Origin of the sequence: Chroococcidiopsis sp. SAG 2025 (assembly GCF_032860985.1) — a bacterium.
In the GTDB taxonomy this organism is placed as follows: domain Bacteria; phylum Cyanobacteriota; class Cyanobacteriia; order Cyanobacteriales; family Chroococcidiopsidaceae; genus Chroococcidiopsis.
Genome location: NZ_JAOCNC010000001.1, coordinates 3603154 through 3621766, shown reverse-complemented (window position 1 = coordinate 3621766; position 18613 = coordinate 3603154). Strand labels below are relative to the sequence as shown.

14 protein-coding genes and 2 pseudogenes are annotated in these 18613 nt (G+C 45.6%); 1 reads left to right on the top strand and 15 read right to left on the bottom strand.

Annotated elements, in window-relative coordinates:
- Positions 1–306: 306 nt before the first annotated feature.
- From N4J56_RS17540 to N4J56_RS41090, 14 genes and pseudogenes are all read right to left on the bottom strand, one after another.
- The gene (locus tag N4J56_RS17540) at positions 307–1089 is read right to left on the bottom strand and encodes a hypothetical protein (RefSeq protein WP_317107598.1); all 783 of its coding nucleotides are present in this window, start codon (positions 1087–1089) and stop codon (positions 307–309) included.
- Between the two features lie 93 nt (positions 1090–1182).
- Positions 1183–1794, bottom strand: a pseudogene (locus N4J56_RS17535) (DUF2254 domain-containing protein); the annotation flags it as partial.
- Entirely contained in the window at positions 1791–2813 is a 1023-nt protein-coding gene (locus tag N4J56_RS17530; protein ID WP_317106493.1) for a mechanosensitive ion channel family protein, read from the bottom strand. The pseudogene N4J56_RS17535 and the gene N4J56_RS17530, both read right to left, overlap by 4 nt.
- Before the next feature lie 188 nt (positions 2814–3001).
- Entirely contained in the window at positions 3002–3232 is a 231-nt protein-coding gene (locus N4J56_RS17525) for a hypothetical protein (protein ID WP_317107596.1), read from the bottom strand.
- A 725-nt stretch (positions 3233–3957) separates the two neighbouring features.
- Positions 3958–4482 (bottom strand): DUF4242 domain-containing protein, encoded by a 525-nt coding sequence (locus N4J56_RS17520; protein ID WP_317107595.1) that lies wholly within the window; start codon positions 4480–4482, stop codon positions 3958–3960.
- Positions 4483–4636: 154 nt separating this feature from the next.
- Positions 4637–4930, bottom strand: a complete 294-nt coding sequence (locus tag N4J56_RS17515) for a Mo-dependent nitrogenase C-terminal domain-containing protein (protein ID WP_317107594.1) — start codon at positions 4928–4930, stop codon at positions 4637–4639.
- 300 nt (positions 4931–5230) lie between these two features.
- The gene (locus N4J56_RS17510) at positions 5231–6193 is read right to left on the bottom strand and encodes a hypothetical protein (RefSeq protein WP_317107593.1); all 963 of its coding nucleotides are present in this window, start codon (positions 6191–6193) and stop codon (positions 5231–5233) included.
- Positions 6194–6871: 678 nt separating this feature from the next.
- The gene (locus N4J56_RS17505) at positions 6872–8053 is read right to left on the bottom strand and encodes a PAS domain S-box protein (RefSeq protein WP_317107592.1); all 1182 of its coding nucleotides are present in this window, start codon (positions 8051–8053) and stop codon (positions 6872–6874) included.
- On the bottom strand, positions 8050–10515 hold the full coding sequence (locus tag N4J56_RS17500) for a hybrid sensor histidine kinase/response regulator (protein WP_317107591.1): 2466 nt from the start codon (positions 10513–10515) through the stop codon (positions 8050–8052). The genes N4J56_RS17505 and N4J56_RS17500 overlap by 4 nt, the downstream gene beginning before the upstream one ends.
- A 75-nt stretch (positions 10516–10590) precedes the next feature.
- Positions 10591–12096, bottom strand: coding sequence for an ABC transporter substrate-binding protein (locus N4J56_RS17495; RefSeq protein WP_317107590.1), 1506 nt, complete (start codon positions 12094–12096; stop codon positions 10591–10593).
- Positions 12087–13448 carry an ABC transporter substrate-binding protein gene (locus tag N4J56_RS17490; RefSeq protein WP_317107589.1) on the bottom strand — a complete coding sequence of 454 codons (1362 nt, stop codon included), beginning with the start codon at positions 13446–13448 and terminating at the stop codon, positions 12087–12089. The genes N4J56_RS17495 and N4J56_RS17490 overlap by 10 nt, the downstream gene beginning before the upstream one ends.
- Positions 13449–13742: 294 nt before the next feature.
- The gene (locus tag N4J56_RS17485) at positions 13743–15296 is read right to left on the bottom strand and encodes an AAA-like domain-containing protein (protein ID WP_317107588.1); all 1554 of its coding nucleotides are present in this window, start codon (positions 15294–15296) and stop codon (positions 13743–13745) included.
- A gap of 4 nt (positions 15297–15300) precedes the next feature.
- A complete protein-coding gene (locus N4J56_RS17480) occupies positions 15301–16662 on the bottom strand; it encodes an AAA-like domain-containing protein (protein WP_317107587.1) in 1362 nt (453 codons plus the stop codon).
- A 246-nt stretch (positions 16663–16908) separates the two neighbouring features.
- Positions 16909–17118: pseudogene (locus N4J56_RS41090) on the bottom strand (zinc ribbon domain-containing protein); the annotation flags it as partial.
- 88 nt (positions 17119–17206) lie between these two features.
- On the opposite strand from N4J56_RS41090, the gene N4J56_RS17475 reads away from it, so the two are divergent.
- Complete coding sequence (locus tag N4J56_RS17475) at positions 17207–17452, top strand: hypothetical protein (RefSeq protein WP_317107586.1); 246 nt, start codon at positions 17207–17209, stop codon at positions 17450–17452.
- A 66-nt stretch (positions 17453–17518) separates the two neighbouring features.
- Here the strand turns inward: N4J56_RS17475 and N4J56_RS17470 are convergent, their stop codons facing one another.
- On the bottom strand, positions 17519–18580 hold the full coding sequence (locus N4J56_RS17470) for a Fe(3+) ABC transporter substrate-binding protein (RefSeq protein ID WP_317107585.1): 1062 nt from the start codon (positions 18578–18580) through the stop codon (positions 17519–17521).
- Between the last annotated feature and the right edge of the window lie 33 nt (positions 18581–18613).

Sequence of the window (18613 nt, the reverse complement as noted above, 5' to 3'; positions counted from 1 at the left end):
GATGAAAAAATGACAAAAAATTACTAGTTTGATTTGACTCGATTCTAGATCGACAAAAAACTGCTTTTGCTAAGGAACAAGCACTCAAAGGCTGAGACAATATCTTCAAGAATTCTGCTTTCATTTTTGACTGTACTGGAAGCTATTCCATACTACAAAAAGCAGCTTTTGAATTAATTAAGCGTAGCTAATCGCTCGTTTCTGAAAATTCACTTATTAAGGTGGAGACACAGCCGTGCAAACAGTTCTGCTGCCTTTCATCTCTTGCACCCGCTCTAGCTCGATGATTAACACAGACTATCGACATTATAGTGCGACCAAAAGCGCAGAATATATACTTGCACCGAGGGCAAAAGCCCAGAAGCGACTTTGGCGTTCTTCTGGGAGTTCTTCTTTCAAAACATTAAGTACAATTCCTCCGGCGAGAAAAGCAAAGAGTAACGCGATCGCCGCCTCAGACAGTTGAGTTCCCAGCCCGATCGCCCAACCACAAATAATTGCTGCTGCCAGTATCCAGCGACCAGTTTTTTCATAGGTACGCTGGTGATGTTCGCGCAATCCATTGTCATTGACTATGAAGTGCAAAGCCATTGCCATAAAGAAAAATAATAGACTTTGAACTCCTGGTTCCTCTCTGTGCAATAGTAGATAGCCAATTAAGGCATTGTAGAGAGCAAACGAGGCAATATGCACCCAGAAAACACCCGATGAAGCAAAATCTCCCCTACCTGCTTTGCGGTTGCGCTGGCGCGATACTTTAGCCGCCCGTTCTAAGCCATAAAACACGGCTAATCCTAATAGTGCCAAAAGATATACGTGATGTTCTAGAAACAATAGTGCCTTGCCTACCGTACCTTTAACTGTCTCCTGTGCCTGACTCAATTCGGGCAAGATATGGACGAAGACATAGGCAACTGAAACACCGCCACTTACAGACAGCCAAATACTGCGAGGAGTTCTTTCGAGAAAGCGGAGTTTACCGGAAAACAGATGTACTAGAGCCAAAATGACGGCAAATAGTGCCGATAACCAAACAAGATTAGAATTAGATGTTGATGGCTCGGCAACTGCAAACAAAATTCTAAACATGTGTTGTTAAAGTCATTTTCCTCAGAGCTGAGAGTGCAAATCACCTGCATTGCAAGTCATTTCTTTCTTCAAGCTGAGCTGGTTGGAAAAATATTGCTTCTGCCAATGAGAGGATTTTGCGGCGATCGCAAGTGGCGATATATCGATGGCTTGGTGAAGATCGTGACTCGCTTCCATAATGATATGGGATGCCTGAATAATCGTAGAGGCGTGATGGATGAAAAAAATCAGTACGCCAATACTGGCAAGTGCCAGCAATATCCCAACGGTGACTGCGAGCTGCGGCACAAAGGAGTCGTAATCATCGCCATCACCGCGTACAGTCCGCAGTACCAGCAAGCAGTAGATGAACGTACCAATAAATGTCCCCAAGACAAGTTGATTGCCCGTATCCTGCATAAAGTTACGCAGCAAACGAGGACTGTAATTAGAAGCAGCCAGCTGAAGCGCTACGATGGTAATTGAGAAAGCAGTCGCAGCCACAGAAATCACCGAACCAGCTACAGATGAAAGCACCTCTCGCGCCCCATTAGCGCCACCTGTATAGATCCAGCCCCATTTTTCCAACGGTCCGTAGAAGCCAGCGCGATCGAGGGAAAGCATCGTAAATGCTAGGGCGATCGCTAGAACTGCCATAGTTGTTGGCAAAAACCAGTAGCTAGAGTGCAGGCGATCCCAAAGTTTGCCTAGCTTGACATTTTTCATTTGCCATCGTCCACACTGAGATTTTGGTTGCTGCTATTACCGTTTTTTGACGCTTGGATTTGGGCGATTCGTTTGAGAGAACCGCTGATACTGCGCGGTTTGGGGACTTCTTTGTTGCCAGCGGGCCACCCTTCACGCTGACGAGTGCGATCGCCATCTGTCTCTTCGGTTTGGTCGTGAAATAGGATTTGGCGTGTCGGATAAGGCAAGTCGATGCCATTTTCCACGTAGAGCTTTTGCTTGAGCGCAGAAATTACTTTGTCTCGCGAATTGAGATCGTCTATCCGTCTTGGCGGTTTAATCCACCAACGAGCGCGGATGTTAACGCTACTTTCAGCTAGTTCTAGTACCAAGACATCGGCAGCCGGATCTCGCAAAACGTCATCCACGCTATAGATTGCTTCTAGCATCAATTGCTTTGCTTGGTTAACATCGTCACCGTAGCCAATGCCGACATCGTATTCGATCCGACGAGCATCAAAAGCAGTGTTAACAGTCACCGAATTTGTAAATAATTCGGAGTTAGGAATGACAATTCGGCGACCGTCGTAAGTTCTAATTGTTGTAGCGCGTGTCTCGATGTTTTCTACTGTTCCTTCAAAGTCTTTGAAAACGATTTGATCTTCGATTTTGAAGGGTTCAGTCAATAAAATCAGAATTCCAGATAGGAAGTTTTGCAGAATGTCGCGGAAGGCAAAACCAATTGCCACACCACTAATCCCGAGTAGCTGTACTAAATCTCCGGCTCTAAATGTTGGAACAATAATTGATAGCGCCACAAATAAGCCCAGGAGAATGACGGCTCCCTGAGCCAATCGCCCCAGCACCATGCCTAAATTTCGTGCTTGCCGATGCCTGCGAGTGAGGCGTTTGACTATTACCTTCAACCAGCGAGCGGCGAAGAAAAATATAATAAAAACAACGATCGCCAAGACAATGTTTGGCAGCATGACGATCGCGCCGTCTATCAGCCCCCCAATCTTATTCCATGCTGCTGTTATTGCTGCTTGAATATCCATAGTCGTTTATCCTAATACCTCAAATAATGCAGTAGATTAATGTTGCGAATTCTCTTTTGTATTACTTAGGCTATTCTCAATCTGAAGTGGAGGAAATCCGACAATATTGTAAGTTGTCGTCGCAATTTTAATCCCCGCAGCATCAAAAGCTTTAAGAATATTTCGACTAACAGCATCTTTTGGGGTTGTCAAACCAAATTTCTAGCAGCCCCAAGATTAACTAGCACTGCCGTAATTAGATTTAGTCCTTGCCCTGCCCAGAACCAAATTCGCCCGTTGTAGCGATCGCGAATTGATTCTCCGATCAAAGCATTAACAACACGACGCAGTAACCAGAGTGCGATCGGGAAAGCTATAGTGAATAACACCCTTAGCCCGATTTCGGTATTAAAGCTAATCAATTTAAAAACTTGCTCCAACTGTTACCTCCTGTTTCAGCCGCGATCGCCATTCCATCCCAAGTCATGTATATGTTTACAGATCAGCGCGAGCGATTAAAGTATCCCACAAGTGCTTGACAGGCTGAATCTAGCTCAAGTTCTAGTTGGTGCTTCTAAGACGTTGACATTGATCGGCGGTGTCACGTTAAAACCTCGTTCTATAAGCGCGTTTGTGAAGAGAGTTTAACTCTCCCAACAGTCCCCCAACTTTGTGATTAGAGATGTGAGCGATCGCGCTTGTTGAGTGCCAAATTTGCCCCGTCAAAAGCCTTGGCAGTTTCCAGAGCTTGTTTGCCACAGCCACGCCCAACTTGTATTAGTAACTGACGCACGTTATCCTCATACTTGACGCGACCGCTTCAATATTTGAGTAGTAAAGAGCGTTGCGCGATCGCTTTGACGATTTAGCTATTTCCTAGTGAAAATCTTTTCTAAATTGCCATGTCAACTTGCAACGCCAGCATTTGTTGAAACAGGAGTTATGAACAACAGTTAATTGGTCTAACTGCTTTTGTATTGAAGCTAGCTCTAAATAGTGGAAAAGTCGGGGAGATTGAACGAAGTTTTCAAAAAATCAGTCTTAAAGTTTAGATAGACATACTCAGATCTTGCACCTAGTAATGGCTCGGCATCAAACCAAGCAGGGTGTAGACTAGCCCTTGTACCGCGCTTCAGAGATGATAGTGTTCCCAAAGAACATGCTCTTACGGTTTGACGATCGTTGCCGACCAAACGCGGTCGAAAGAAACTCCAGCTCGGTGCTGAGCTTCCCGAATGGACTGGGTATCAGGTGCGTTCAATTCACAAATAACGCGGGTGCGATCGAGCGACAGGTAAGATCGCACCCACTCAATTCCTCGGTGGGCGTAACAGCTTAAGGTTCTACTACTGACTTCGTTCCACTCCTCCTGCTCGAACGGGGGATAGGTGCTTTCAATCACCTTGAGCATTGATGGATTGCGCCGTGGTTGAATGTCCTGTGGCTGAATCAATTCCCCAGCCCAGATCCGACTAAATATGCCGCCACCTTTGCGATAGGATTCTCGGACAGATTCTATATCGGGGGCATCAAAAGTACAGATCGCTCGCAGGCGATCGCGCGACAGTAGTGAATAACGCCACGTCACATTGCGTTCTGCCAAGCAAGCCAAGACTCGAAGATCGGTATCAGTCGGTGATTCTGGGGTGAGAGGGGAATCTGCAAAGGTTTCCACGATCGCAAGCGACATAACAACTTTGATGAGATGATTTAAATTGAGGCAGCAGGTCGTAACAATTCGATCGCCTGAAGAATTTCTTCATCCGATATAAGTTTTTCCCGATCCTTTCGGTTCAATTAATATGTAGAAAACTTGCCGCATATTTCATCTAGGCTCGAACTTACTAACAATAAACGGCTACATCTTCACCACATTTATCTGCCAAATAGGACAAGCACTTGAAGCGCAGACCAATTATTTGTTCGTAGAAAGGGTTCAATTTGCATAGAGGCGGAATTCGGAAAATAGTGCGATCGCAAAGTTTGATTTCTCGCTCAAAGGGACAACGAGCAGGGATCGTCATGCACAGCAATCGAGCTAGATTGGAGTTATGAATTTCAATAGAGTCAAGCCATTGGCATGGCGCTCGCAATAGATTAAATTTGAAATGAGTTAAGGTGATAGTAAAGCCAGACATTTGTTATTACCTCCGATTATTTTCGAGTCGATTAGTTATTATAGTTTTTCGCAATCCTTCTACTTACTAAGTTAATTTATGGCTTGTTATTTGTCCTTACAGAAATCCTCTGGAATTTTATAAATAAAACTCAGAAAAACACAGGTTGACTAACTAAAACTTTGAAAAGCGATCGCGTTTAGTTTAAATAAAGTATAAGCTCGTTAGTAATATCTACTGCTAAAATCTCTGGTAATCTCAGGTAATAAACTAGAGGAGTCGTAGGGACGTACAGTTGTGCGCCCCTACAAAAATCGAATATCAATTCTGAATTCTCCAATCTTCTGTCTCCTGTTTCCTGTTTCCTTTTTGAAAAAGCCTCGTAGCGTGATAGCAAACTTTTTCTCGCAAGCGGTAAACATCTTTAGCGGTCAAATTTAACTGAGAAGCGATCGCTTGCTGCGATTGTCCTTGCAGGTATAAATTTAACCATTGAACGGCTGAATGTCCCAACTTTTGTTCTAGGTATTGAGATAGCTGCTGTTTAACTTCATCTCGCTCGCTCTGTTGCTCTGCGGCTTCTTCTTGTTCCTTGTATTGCCCGATTGCTTGTACATCTAGCAAGTTGAAACTGCGATCGCTATCTTCAGTAGGAATTTGAGCAAAAACAATCCGAATCTCACTGTTGTTCGGTACTTGCGTCACTCCTCCTGGTGCATAGCGACGCATATAGTTGATAAAGCGATAGACAATCAGCGGTTGATTGCGGACTGGTCGCAAACAATATTCTTCAATCGCAGTAAATAGTAAGGCGTTTCGCAAGCGAAGGTCATCCGTACATTCAGCGATCGCTGTTATTTGCTGTTGTAGGTAACAATCGCGTTGCAGTAAATCTTGCAAAAACTCTTGCAATACTTCGCTAATTTGACAACGGCGATCGCGACCGAGCGCGATCGTCATGCGGATTTTATTTTGTAGCACTACTAAACTACCCAAGCGAGTCAAGAGGCGGCGATAACCCTGTTCTGGCGATTGTCCTAAGTAACGATTCTGCAAAATTCGGTAGCGGTATGCTATCCCTTGCTGTGCGAGTTTAAACTGCTCTGAGTCCAGGCGTTCCGCACGGTTTCCCAGCAGCCAGCAGACAATACTCTCTTTGGTAGCTGTACTGAAATTAGGATAGTCAAAAGCCAACTGCCATTGCCAAATCTGAGCTAGATCGTTGAGCGCAATCCCTTGGCTGGTATCGAATTTTGGTTCTAAAGGTAATGTGACAACTTGCATTTGTGACTCCTGGCGTTGCTGAAAGGGTAATAATGATTTCGCTAGAATAAAGAAAACGTCTCAACTCCAACTCCAATTGCTACGGTCAAGAACGGGCAGTGTCAAGGCAGGCAGTGTTACGCGGCTTTAATGCGGAGTGCGACTCCGCATCCGCTCGCTTACAAATGCAAGCTGGGCGATCGTCAGCTCTCAAATGAGAGTTATATTTATTGCTAGAACTCTTGCAGATTATCTACTGCAAACTTACCTTTTTAAAGGCTGTTGCTGCATACCTTTCGTTCATTAATGTAATTTGATAGATTGTATTTGTCATTACAGGAAATCTCTGGACTTGCTTGAGTCCTAATCTTAGGACTATAGAGAGATTGAGCGATACTTGCAGATCGGTTACTACAGTGGGAAAGCTACAAGTGGTTGCTGCTCTAAGGAACTTGAAATTCTAAAGGAAACCTTTATTAGCTAAAACCTCTGGTAATCTCAGGTTGATTTGCTTTTGAAGTATTAGATTTCTTGCAAAAGTCTTGTTTTGGATGTCACGCAAAGACGAGGACACTTCCGTGCGGGGGTGGCGCTATCGCGGACTTCGTCGCCCCCCGTTGAGGAAAGTGTCCGTAGCAAAGACGCAAAGCAAGGCGCTATAGGTCTTTTTTTTCTAATTTATGCAAGAAGTCTATTTGTTTAATGACGATCGCCAATCTCAGCGATCGCGCCTACCAAGCAATCCTCTGCGGCATCAATTCGTAGTGCTAACAGCACCCAAATTATCGCGCCGTCTTGTTTGCGGATTTGGATTTGGCACTGGCAGACTTTTCCCGCCGCCTGTTTTGCTGCCAAGATCTGCTGTTGGGCAGTCGGATCGCTCAAAAAATCGGTTATGGATTTTTGCGCGATCGCATCTGTGGTACTGTAACCGAGTATTTGCCCAAAGTGCTGATTAGCATCCAGCAGCGAATTATCGAAAAGGCGTATAGAGAAAATCCCTACGGGCGCAGACTCGAACAAATGGCGAAACTTCGCTTCGCTGCCAAGCAGCGCTGCTTCTACCTGTTTGCGAGCAGTGATATCGCGAACGATCGCACAGTTGTACTCTTGACCGTTAAACTCTAAATAATTAGCAGTTATTTCCACGCTGATGTCCCGACCATCTTTAGTCCGTGAGGTCGATTCAAAGGTGAAGGAGCCTTTGTGCCGAATTTCCTGCCAATGTGACTGCCAGATTGTGGTCGGGAAATTGGGATTGACATCGTGAACAGCCATATCTAGCAGTTGGATGCGGGAGTATCCAAGGATGCGACAGGCTGCTTCATTGACATAGACAAACCGTGCATCTGCATTAATGATACAGATTGCATCTCTAGATTTATCTAAATAAAACTGGCTCAGCCATAGTGCTGACTCTGCCTTTTGGCGATCGCAAATTTCTTGTTGCAGGCGAGCATTTTGCTCTGTCAGCTGCTGTTGTAACCGCCGCAGCGTCAGATTATTCTCTACGCGGGCAAAAACTTCCTCTTCACTGAAGGGTTTCGTGATGTAATCAACTCCCCCGACTGCAAAAGCTTTAACTTTATCGATGACCTCATCTAGGGCGCTGATAAAAATTACCGGAATATCGCGGGTTGTTGGTGAAGCTTTCAGGTGTTGGCAGACCTCATAGCCATTCATGTTTGGCATCATGATGTCAAGTAAAATTAGATCGGGCGGGGCAGCTTGCGCTGTCATCAAGGCTGTTTTTCCGTCGATCACTTTACGGACTTCATACCCTAGCTGAGATAGCATCGCAGATAGAAGTCGTAAGTTATCCGGCTTATCATCAACTACTAAAATATTCGCTTTAGGCTCCCGATCGCGATCGTCATTCATGCTGAATCTAGTTGCGTTAGATCGATAATCTTATCAATACGAAAGTTATTTACTAAATCGGCTAGAGCAGTTGCCATAGGAGCATAATCCGGTGGAATTTGTTCTAGAAGATCGAAAATCAGCTTCTCATCAGTCCGCAGTGCTGCTTGGTGTAGCTGTGCCACCCACTCAAGAGGCATGACTCTCAAGCTTTGGGCTGTCAGCGCATAGGGTTCTTTCTCTTCTGGCTGGCTGGGAATGGCTGCCTGCTGGGTGTCTTCATAGATATAACGCACCCCTAAATACTGCATCATTTTTTCCCAGATAACTTCTTCCCGCAAGGGCTTGCGGACAAAATCATTACACCCAGCAGATAAAACTACAGCGCGTTCCTCGTCAAAGGCACTAGCTGTTAGAGCGATGATAATCGTCGCATGACCTTTTAGATGGGCTTTAATCTGTCTAGTCGCTTCATAGCCATCCATCACTGGCATTCGCATATCCATCCAGATTAATTGCGGTTGCCAGGTTTCCCAAATCGCCACTCCTTCTTCACCATTTTCGGCTTCGCGCACCTCAAAGCCAACTGATTCCAGCATCTTGACTAGAAGTTGGCGGTTTTCCCATTTATCTTCAACTACCAAGATACGATACTTCGGTTGGTCGGGCGCGAGTCCAATGACTCGCCGATAGTGCTGTCGAGGCTGCACTTCCACCACTGCTGCGGGGCTAACTGGAATCTCGAAACTAAAAATCGTTCCATGACCCAAGGTCGTGCTAACCGCGATCTCTCCTCCCATTAAGCGCACGAACTGTTGGCTAATAGTTAAACCCAGACCAGTTCCTTCATGGGATTTTCGACCTGCTTCCGTTTGGACAAAGGGTTTAAACAATCTTTCGATCTCTGATGGTGTAATGCCAGGACCCGTATCTTCGACTTCAAAATGTAGGGTACAGGTAGTAGGTTGCAGCTGGGATACTTCCTGCTTGTCCTGCTTCGTTCTCACGCGCAAGATTGCTCCGCCTGCTTGAGTAAATTTAATGGCGTTACCCAGGAGATTAATCAAGACTTGGCGCAATTTACTCTCGTCTGCGCGGACGCATTGGGGAACTTCAGGGGTGCGTTCAAAGATCAGTTGTAAGCCCTTGGCTTCTGCTTTGAGCTGTAACATCTCTTCAAGGGAATCTAGTAATTCGTAGAGATCGAAGCTATTTTCATTGAGGATTGTGCGCCCCGCCTCAATTTTAGCCATTGACAGGACATCATTAATTAAAGTCAACAAATGCTCGCCGCTGCGATTAATCGTGTCCAAATTTTCTAGCTGTGCCGCATTGAGCGAGCAATCGCGGCTCATCAGTTGGGTGAAACCAAGAATGGCGTTGAGTGGAGTCCGCAGTTCGTGGCTCATGTTAGCCAAAAATTCGCTTTTGGCAAGGTTGGCAGCTTCAGCTTCTTGTGCTTTTTGTTCCAATTTATGGCTGTAATTCTCTAACTGCTCGCGAGAGATTTTTAACTGTCGCGTTAGCCAATACACTCCAATTGATAGACAACCCACCGATGCTAGTCCTACGAGTACGATTGTTCCTGCCAGTTGGCGAGCAGGGGCAAATGCTTCTTCCTGCTGCATCTCCACTAACAAAGCCAGATCTTGCTCGTTCAGCCAGCGATAGACACCAATTACAGGTAGTTTGGCATAGTTTCGATACAGTCCAGAGCCGCTGATACCACTCATTGCCGCATCAATGCCTTGGCTGCTAATTCCTTCAGGAAATTCCCGTGCTTCAGTTTTATCTGCTTTGGAGATAAAAGCGTTTTTTGTTACCAAAGAGCCGACTAAGTATGTCTCGCCACTATTACCCAAGCCCGTGCGTTCTCGGACGATCCGATCAATGCGGTCTAAATTGAGGTGAGCTAAAATGATACCTTGGCGCACGCCCGCTGCATCGCGTAGGGGTGTTGCTAAGGTAACTGACGGCTTACCCGTGACGGGTGAAACGTAGAAAATTGGGTCAAAGGTATCTTTTGCCTCAACTCGTTCAAAATAGGTAACGTTAGCTAGAATTTCGTAGTTACCTTCGCGCTGCTTGTTGGTTGATAGAACGATTTGATTGCTGCGATCGAGGATGAAAATTTCTCTTAAGGCTGGCTTGGTTTGGGTGACACTGATGAGATAATTGGAGAGAATTTTGTCAGCGGTAAGATAATTCGGATCGGCATTGCCACTTAGTAATATCTTGATATTCCTTTGTAGTTCTGGATGCTGAGTTACGAGGAGAAAATCTCGTTGCTGGTCTTCAAACCAACGCCCAATTTCTTCTTCTTTCAGGGTAGCAGCAACGCTGAGGCGATTGAAAGCAGCCTGCTTGAGAGCCTCTCTAGCACTGAAAAAAGCAACGCTTCCCACCACGCCAACAGCTACCAGGGATAGAACTAAGAAGGAACTGGCGACTTTAGCAGTCAGGTGTTGATTCCAAGACTTCATAGATTAAGTCACTAGGTAAGTCGTAAGTCGTAAGTTGTAAGTCGTAAGTAAATCATTACACTTCACGCCCTTTCTTCACTGGTCACTGTTTATTCGCTGCCACCGAGCGAAAATTTGCTTCATCCGCGCGATCGCTTCATCCGCTGCTTGCTCTGGAGATCTGCGGTCTACAACTATGCGATTGAGAGCTTTGCCCCAAAGATTCTCCGCCACAACTAAGGTGTAAGCGGGATTTTGGACGTGATAAAACGATCGCGTTTGACCCTGGATCAATTGCTTCATGGCAGTCGAGATATGGGGGTCAGTTGGATCTGTCCAGAAAGGATCTTGCCAAACTTGCCGATTGACTGGCAAAAAACGTCCTCCCGCAGCTTTGAAATATTCTCCAGCTATCTCTGGTTGGATTAAATAAGCGAGAAAGTCCTTGGCTAATTTCTGGTGCTGGGACTGGTTAAATACAACAGCCTGCCTCAGTGTCACTAACAGACGCATTGGCTTACCACTAGGTTTGTTGGGAAACTCGATCGTACCCAGCTGATAACGGTAGACATTCGGATTTTGACGCACGGCAGCAGCAATTGAAAGCGTCAGATTAGGCGTTGTCAGCGCAATGCGGTTGAGCAAGCTGCGATTGTTATCTGGATTTGACCAGTTAGTTGCATCTGGTGGTACGTAGCCCTGACGGTAAAATTTGGCATACCACTCCAAGCATTTAACAATGCCTTGACGGACTTGGGGATCGTCTACGCGCAGTTGACCTTGAGAGTCTAGAATCTGGACATCGTAGGCTTCTAAAATCTGTTCAAAAAAGAAGTAGGTTTCCACAGCTCCGATCGAGAAAGGAAAGCCTAAGCCGTAAATTTGCCGCTTTTGCTTTGCCCGCAGATCGCGCTGTGCTTGCGACCAAAAATCCCAAAAGCCATCCCAATCTTTAGGAATATCCCGTTCGCGCCGACCTACTTGCTCTAGCAAGTCCCGCCAGTAGAAGATATGGATAGTTGCCTGATAAATTGGCACTGCATAGTAACTTCGCTTTTTAGCTGCATTGTTATAAAAATTAACAGCTTGTAGTGCCGAATTGGGATAGAGCTGCTTCACAGGTGCGATCGCCTCTGAAACATCTGCTAGTTTGCCCTCCCAAGCCAGACGCGGATTTAGCTCCTCCCCAGCACGGTGACTCATTAAGAGATCGGGTGGCTTGCCTACCTTAATTGCCCTTTCCGCCTTCTGTAGTAGCTCGTCGGTGGGATAGAAAGACAGCTTGACTTTGTTGCCAGTTTGTTGTTCCCAGCGGCTCGCAGCTCGTTGCAGTGCTTCGTCTTCTTCTAAAGTAAAGCCTTTGTCCCACCAAATATTCAACACTGTACTCTCAGTAGAGGAATTGCTAGCTGGAGATACACTGATTTTCGAGTTTTGTTCTTGAGAGTTTTGAGTGCAAGCAACAACTGTGAGGCTGAGAAATAATGCTAGAAATTTGTAGCGACAGCTCAACCTAAAGCGATCGCGATGTTTAAGTCGTAAGTCAGAAGTCATAACTGCTCCCTGCTCTCTGCTCCCTGCTCCCTGTCTGTTCACTGCCATTGAGCGAAGATTTGCTTAATTTGGGCGATCGCTTCATCTGCTGCTTGTTCGGGAGCAACGCCATTGACAACAACTTTATTAACAGCCTTACTCCAAACACTTTCCTTTAGAACTAGGCTGTAAGCAGGGTTTTGGGCAGTAGAAATCAGGCGCGTTTGTTCCTGAATGACTGGCTTGGCAGCAGTGGAGATGTGAGGATCGCTCGTGTCTGTCCAATATGCGTCTTTCCAGACGAGTTTATGGACTGGCAAAAAACGCCCTCCCGCAGCTTTGAGAAAACTTCCGATTATCTGCGGTTGGATTAAATAAGCAAGAAAGTCCTTGGCTAACTTCTGGTTTTTGGAGTCGGCGAGGACAACCGCTTGCTTAACTAGAGCTAAATAACGCATCGGCTTGCCGCTGGGTTTATTAGGATACCCAATTGTGCCAAGCTTATAGCGGTAAACGTCTGGTTGTTGGCGCACAGCAGCAGGAATCGAGAGGGAGTTGTTGGGAGTCATAACGATCTGGCGATTGAGCAAGCTGCGATTATTGTCTGGGTTCAGCCAGTTGATTGCCTCTGGTGGTACATAACCCTGTTTGTAGAATTGAGTGTACCAATCTATACACTGAATAATGCCTTGGCGAACTTTGGGATCGTCAACGCGCAGTTTACCTTGAGAATCTAGAATTTGAACGTCATAGGCTTCTAAAATTTGCTCAAAAATTTCATAGGTATCTACAACTCCAGCTGAGATCGGAAAGCCAATTCCATAAATCTTCTGGTTGTGTTGGGTTTGCAGAGTATCCTGCATTTGTTTCCAAAACTTCCAGAAGCCATTCCAATCCTGGGGAATATCCTTCTCGCTCCGTCCAGCTAACTTGAGTAAATCGCGCCAGTAAAAAATATGAGGTATCCCTTGATGAATGGGGATTGCGTAATAGCTGCGCTGTTTTTTGAGGTTGTTATAAAAATAAACACTGGCTAATACAGTGTCGGGATAAAACTGCTTCACTGGTGCGATCGCATCTGAGACATCTGCTAATTTGCCTTCCCAAGCCAAACGCGGATTCAACACCCGATCGGCATTATCATTCATTAAGATATCGGGCGGACTTCCCGCCTGAATTGCCCTTTGAGCTTTTTGCGAGAGTTCGTCATTGTTATAGAAAGAAAGCTTGACTTTGTTGCCAGTTTGTTGCTCCCAGCGGCGCACGAGTTGTTGCAACGCTTCATCTTCTTCCAAAGTATAGCCTTTATCCCACCAAACCTTTAGGACTTTACTGTCACTTAAGGACTCGTTGACTGAGGATAGGTTTGTTTGAGAGTTGTTAGTGCAGGCGATCGCGATCGCGGCGATTGCGATCGTCATGAATGGGTATTGCCAGCGAAAGTTCGTGCGCTGCGATCGCCAAGTCCGTACCCAATTAATAAGTTCTATGAAATTGTGAGGCATTAAACTACGACTCAAGTAAAAAAATACCAAATGCTAAAAAAACAGGTCGAAATTTATAGATATTTTTGGTAAGAGAACTGGAAAAACCAGCGATATTAACTATTTACAACCATATAGCTCATGTTTGAGCGAATTTTTGTAACGCAATTTCGCGAGCGCCATCTGTGCGATCGCTCTGACTCCCGGGGAAATTATTTTTCAGTTCATCGCCTATCCAAGCGCAACCGCGCACCAATGGGACTGGAAGAAAGCTGCTACTCCCAATCCTAAAGCGATCGCCAATACCAAACATAAAGTGCCTAAAAATAACTTTTGGAATCTGGCAGCTTTTCGCTCTTGCAACAGTCGCGCTGCTATTTCTTGAGTTCGTTCTGCTTCCAATCGCGTCTCAACTTCTCGGCGATCGCACTCTTGGCTTGCTGCTAAAAACTGATAATCCAATTCGCTCAAACTTTTACCCTGCGACCAAGCTTGAGCCTCAACTAAGGCTTGTCCGCGCAACAACCGCGAAGAGTCGCGCCTTTGTGAGATTAACCAAGCATCTAACACCTGGGAGTAGGGTCGCAGTTTTGCCAATTGTTTTTCTACCCAAGTTTGATTAAATACTTCTCGATAGATGCGGTTCTTGACTTGCAATTGTCCTTGGTGCTTGACCACCAAACCCGATAACAACAACTCAATCTGCTCGTGAGAGTCATCTACGGGGATTTCAACCCCTTGTAAAATTTGCTGATAGATGCCTAGCAAAGCACTAGCACGCTGTTCGTTTCGCAGCAAGCGATCGCGGATCGTCTTCAAATGCTCTGGCTCGTCCTTCGCTTCCCAATTTTCAATAATGTGGATTCTGACGAGTTTTTCTAAGATTAATGGCGGGAATTGGTAATAAAAACGAATCAGATGATAATTCACGATCGGTAGATGGTAATCTAACTTGAATCGGTCTTCGCCTTCTAGACTTGTAGATTCCTGTAAATCTTGACTCCCACTCATCCTTTCCTGAATCGCAATTTGACAAAGTTTCTGAGTCAGAAATGGCTGTCCGTCCGTCCACGCCAAGATATCTTTGAGTACAGATATGGGATTGGCTACCTTATCCTCTAACCCAGCTGCTAGCGGTTGGACTTCTGATAGATCGAAGCCATGCAGATCGATAGATTTACCGATATTAAATGGAGTCCGATGGCGATCGGCAATCAAATCTGAAGGCGTTGCTACCCCAAATAGCGCCCAGGTGAGGCGATTATATTCTGGATTCTCGGCTCGCTGATTGTAGCAAGCTCGAATCAAAGCAAAAAAATCTTCAGTTGGGAAATTAAGTCCCAGTACACTATCAATTTCATCAATAAAAATAAAGATTTTCTCGCTCTGAATTTGGACTAATAAAATGTCTTCGATAAACTGGCTGAATCGCTGAAGTAGAGATAAATCTTCTCGTTCTTGCCACCAAGCTTTGAAATTGATTTTACCAAAGAGATTGAAGCCTCTTAACAGATCGACCATCACACCCTTGTACCACTGAGCGGGAGTAATATTTTCGCTGCCGATCCGTGTCATGTCGATTGAGGCACACCTAAAACCTCTTTCCTCTAAGCGATGCCGAGTTCTTAGCCGCAGGCTAGATTTGCCCATTTGTCGGCAGCTAAAAACATAACAAAACTCGCCTCTGAGCAATGCATGATAGAGTTCAGCGTCAGCCTGTCGCTCCACGTAGCTAGGAGCATCCATTTTGAGACTGCCACCAACTTGATATTCGTATGCGTTCATAGGCTTAGCCTAATTGCTCGCGGAAATACAATCGATACAACTCACAGCTCGGCGTTGCCAAATTTCCCTCCAGCTTGACTAATCCCATACTTTCTAATTTATAGGCAGCGATCGCTTCTAATTGCACGGGTTCATTGGATGTTACGACTCGCTTGAATGCTGTCGCTAATTCGGGATGCTCTTGGAGATTAGCAAGATAACCCCGCAAGCGATCGCTATAGACTCCAGAAACTGTAGGAGCAGTTTGTAGGAGTTGGTTTAGACTCACCTCCTGGCGTGCCAAATGATAGAGCGCAATGCGGATCAGATAGGGATGTCCCCCCACCATTGCTAGCAAGAGAGCTAGATTTTTCACCCCCTCCTCGCTCTTACTCCAATCCAGACGATGACGTACTGCCAACTCCTGCGCTTGCGCCAAACTAAATTCTGGTAATTTAATTGGCAATCCGACGTTAAAAGGAGATTGATTGATATCTAGAGGGATATAAGCTTCCGTAGCATGAACTACCACCAGTCGGAGTTTTTTCCAGATTTCTAATTCCGAGGCATCTTCATACCAGGAGCGCAGCAGTGGCAGGAAATCGCTAGAGATTTCAGGATACTCGAAAATCCGATTGACTTCATCCAAAGCCAAAACCATTGGAGAGTCAATTTCTGCCAGTAAAAATTCTTGGAAATATATCGAGCAGCTAACTTTACTGCCAATATCCTCATCCCAATAGTCATCCAGCCTCGGCTCTAAATTCAACTGACGGCTAACATTCGCACACAACCAACGTAAGAATTTATCTAAGGACGTGAAAATGCTATTGTCTGCCCGTTGCAAGCTTAACAGCACGGTGTGGAACCCCTGCTGTTTGGCATGAGCCAAAATTCTATGCATCAGGGATGTTTTTCCCATCTGCCTGGGAGCTTTAAGTCGCAGTAGGCTTCCAGGTTTGCTAATTTGGGCATAAGCAAGTTCTTCAATCGGCGGACGCTCGATGTAAAACAGCGAATCAAGCGGTACTGGACCGCTAGGAAATTCTAAAAAATCAGGCTTGAGGCTAATAGATGCACTTTGTACCTCTCTCCCTTTTTGTCCCCCAGATTCATGCATCGACTCGCGCCACTGACGCTCTAAGGCAGCGCGAAAGTTAGTTTTACTGACACTTTCTCCTAAAGCTTTGCTCAAGAGCTTCCAGAATTTGGGACCGACATCGCGTGTCAAATAACTGACAGAATAACCCGCAACCTCAGCCGTCTGCTCGTAGGTCTGACTTTGCCAAGCACCCAAGAGAATAGCAGTTTCCACGTCACTCAGGTGCCTACCCCACTGGGCAAACACAACTTTGTTGGTTATTTCAAGTGCTTGGTCAAAGTTCATACCAATACTACACTGACCCTGCTGCTTTACTTATACACCTGAGATTACCAGAAATGTTGAAACCTGTTGGTTAGTCGTTACTTGTAACGACAGGTCAAATTAACATAAGTGTTGCAGCATGAGTCATGTATTCTTTTTGTTGATGCTCCCACCGAATCGCGCGGGGGATTCCTACTTCACATCGAGAACTTGTACCAGGTTTGCTCCAAGCAGAGTAGAGGTTCCCTCTCCATCGGCTTGAGATTCCTAGCAACCCTGGGTATTTAGTTTTAAAATGTTGATGGCAGCGTTTGTGGCGCGGTCTAAAACTAATCCACAGACATAAACATGAGTTCTGTTGTTTAATGTTTTAGCGACTAAAACCCCATAGCAGCTACACACTTGAGAAGTGTTGTATGGATTGATAGCTATTGTTTGCCAACCATACTTACACCCGAAGTAATCTAACCACTGAAAGAAAAGACCCCAAGTTACATCGTTAACTGACTTAGCATTTCAACCCCTAGCTAAACCTTTAACCCGTACGCCATATAACCAAAGGATCGTGGACAAATATATTCTGATTGATTGCGGTTTTCACGATGAGCTAGAAGCATTAGCAACCTTACGCCAATCATGTCGGATTGTATATCGTAATGCAGCTAATGAATCAGTTGAAATTGAAGGTCTTATTGTGGATGTTTATGCTGCAAACCAAGCTGATTTTCTGAGGATGAATGATGGTACAGAAATTCGATTGGATAAAATTGTTTCGGTTAACCACAAGCAGATTTCTTTTTGTACAGATTGATTGAATGAAGCCTACGCCGTCCACTCGGGACAGCATAGGGAATCCATCACTTCAAAGCTACCCGCGTTATTTCCAACCAGCTCGATCCATAATTTGTAGAGCTGTTGCACCATTGCGACCAAACACAGCCGCATTGAGCGAATCTTCCTTAAATTTCCCGTAGCTTGCCAAAATCGGATCGACTGCAACACCTGCTACGACTGGATATTCGTGATTACTTTTCGCAAAAATTTCCTGGGCGCGAGAACCTGCAAGAAATTCGAGGAATTTAATTGCGTTTTCTTTGTTGGGAGAGGTCTTGACCAATCCACCACCGCTAATATTGACGTGAGTACCGCGACCCTTTTGGTTGGGGAAAAACACGCCAATTTTTTCGGCAACGGCGCGATCGGCAGGTTTATCGGAAGCTGCCATTCGTGCTAGATAATAGGTATTGCAAATTGCTAAGCTCCCCACCCCAGCAGCGCAGGCTTGAATTTGTCCGACATCATTCCCTTGAGCTGGACGGGCAAAGTTTGCTACTAGCCCCCGCACCCAAGCTTCTGTTTTGGACTCACCATTAGCCGCTAAAATCGAACCTACTAAGGATTGGTTGTAAACATTATTGGATGGTCGCACTAAGATCTGACCGCGCCATTTTGGGTTTGTCAAGTCTTCGTATGTGGACAGGTCTGCTGGTTTTACCTTAGTTTTGTCATACATAATCACCCGCGCCCGCTTCGAGAAGCCAAACCACAGACCATCGGGATGACGCAGGTTTTTAGGAATAGCTTTGGTCAAGAGCGCCGATTTGACAGGTTGAAACAGCCCTGCTTGTTCTGCCCGCCACAAACGCCCTGCATCAACCGTCACCAAAACATCTGCCGGACTATTAGCTCCCTCACTTCTAATCCGCTCGATCAGCGGATCGGCTTCACCTTCAATTAGGTTCACCTGAATTCCCGTAGCATCTGCAAAAGCTTGATAGATTTCACTATCTGCATCGTAATGACGTGCTGAATAGAGATTGACTACTCGATTGCCTCCTGTTTGGGCTGACGCTCCCAGCCCCCACGTCCCGATTGTCACAGTTGCCGCAGCAGCACCAGCACTAGCACCCAAAAAGGTGCGACGAGTCATCTTGCTCATAAATCCTTCTAGCTTACGTTCTCGCGATCGCAA

What these genes read in the sequence shown, in the direction of transcription:
- N4J56_RS17540 (WP_317107598.1), bottom strand. Translation starts at nt 1,089, where the DNA reads ATGTTTAGAATTTTGTTTGCAGTTGCCGAGCCATCAACATCTAATTCT.
- N4J56_RS17530 (WP_317106493.1), bottom strand. Translation starts at nt 2,813, where the DNA reads ATGGATATTCAAGCAGCAATAACAGCAGCATGGAATAAGATTGGGGGG.
- N4J56_RS17520 (WP_317107595.1), bottom strand. Translation starts at nt 4,482, where the DNA reads ATGTCGCTTGCGATCGTGGAAACCTTTGCAGATTCCCCTCTCACCCCA.
- N4J56_RS17515 (WP_317107594.1), bottom strand. Translation starts at nt 4,930, where the DNA reads ATGTCTGGCTTTACTATCACCTTAACTCATTTCAAATTTAATCTATTG.
- N4J56_RS17510 (WP_317107593.1), bottom strand. Translation starts at nt 6,193, where the DNA reads ATGCAAGTTGTCACATTACCTTTAGAACCAAAATTCGATACCAGCCAA.
- N4J56_RS17505 (WP_317107592.1), bottom strand. Translation starts at nt 8,053, where the DNA reads ATGAATGACGATCGCGATCGGGAGCCTAAAGCGAATATTTTAGTAGTT.
- N4J56_RS17500 (WP_317107591.1), bottom strand. Translation starts at nt 10,515, where the DNA reads ATGAAGTCTTGGAATCAACACCTGACTGCTAAAGTCGCCAGTTCCTTC.
- N4J56_RS17495 (WP_317107590.1), bottom strand. Translation starts at nt 12,096, where the DNA reads ATGGCAGTGAACAGACAGGGAGCAGGGAGCAGAGAGCAGGGAGCAGTT.
- N4J56_RS17490 (WP_317107589.1), bottom strand. Translation starts at nt 13,448, where the DNA reads ATGACGATCGCAATCGCCGCGATCGCGATCGCCTGCACTAACAACTCT.
- N4J56_RS17485 (WP_317107588.1), bottom strand. Translation starts at nt 15,296, where the DNA reads ATGAACGCATACGAATATCAAGTTGGTGGCAGTCTCAAAATGGATGCT.
- N4J56_RS17480 (WP_317107587.1), bottom strand. Translation starts at nt 16,662, where the DNA reads ATGAACTTTGACCAAGCACTTGAAATAACCAACAAAGTTGTGTTTGCC.
- N4J56_RS17470 (WP_317107585.1), bottom strand. Translation starts at nt 18,580, where the DNA reads ATGAGCAAGATGACTCGTCGCACCTTTTTGGGTGCTAGTGCTGGTGCT.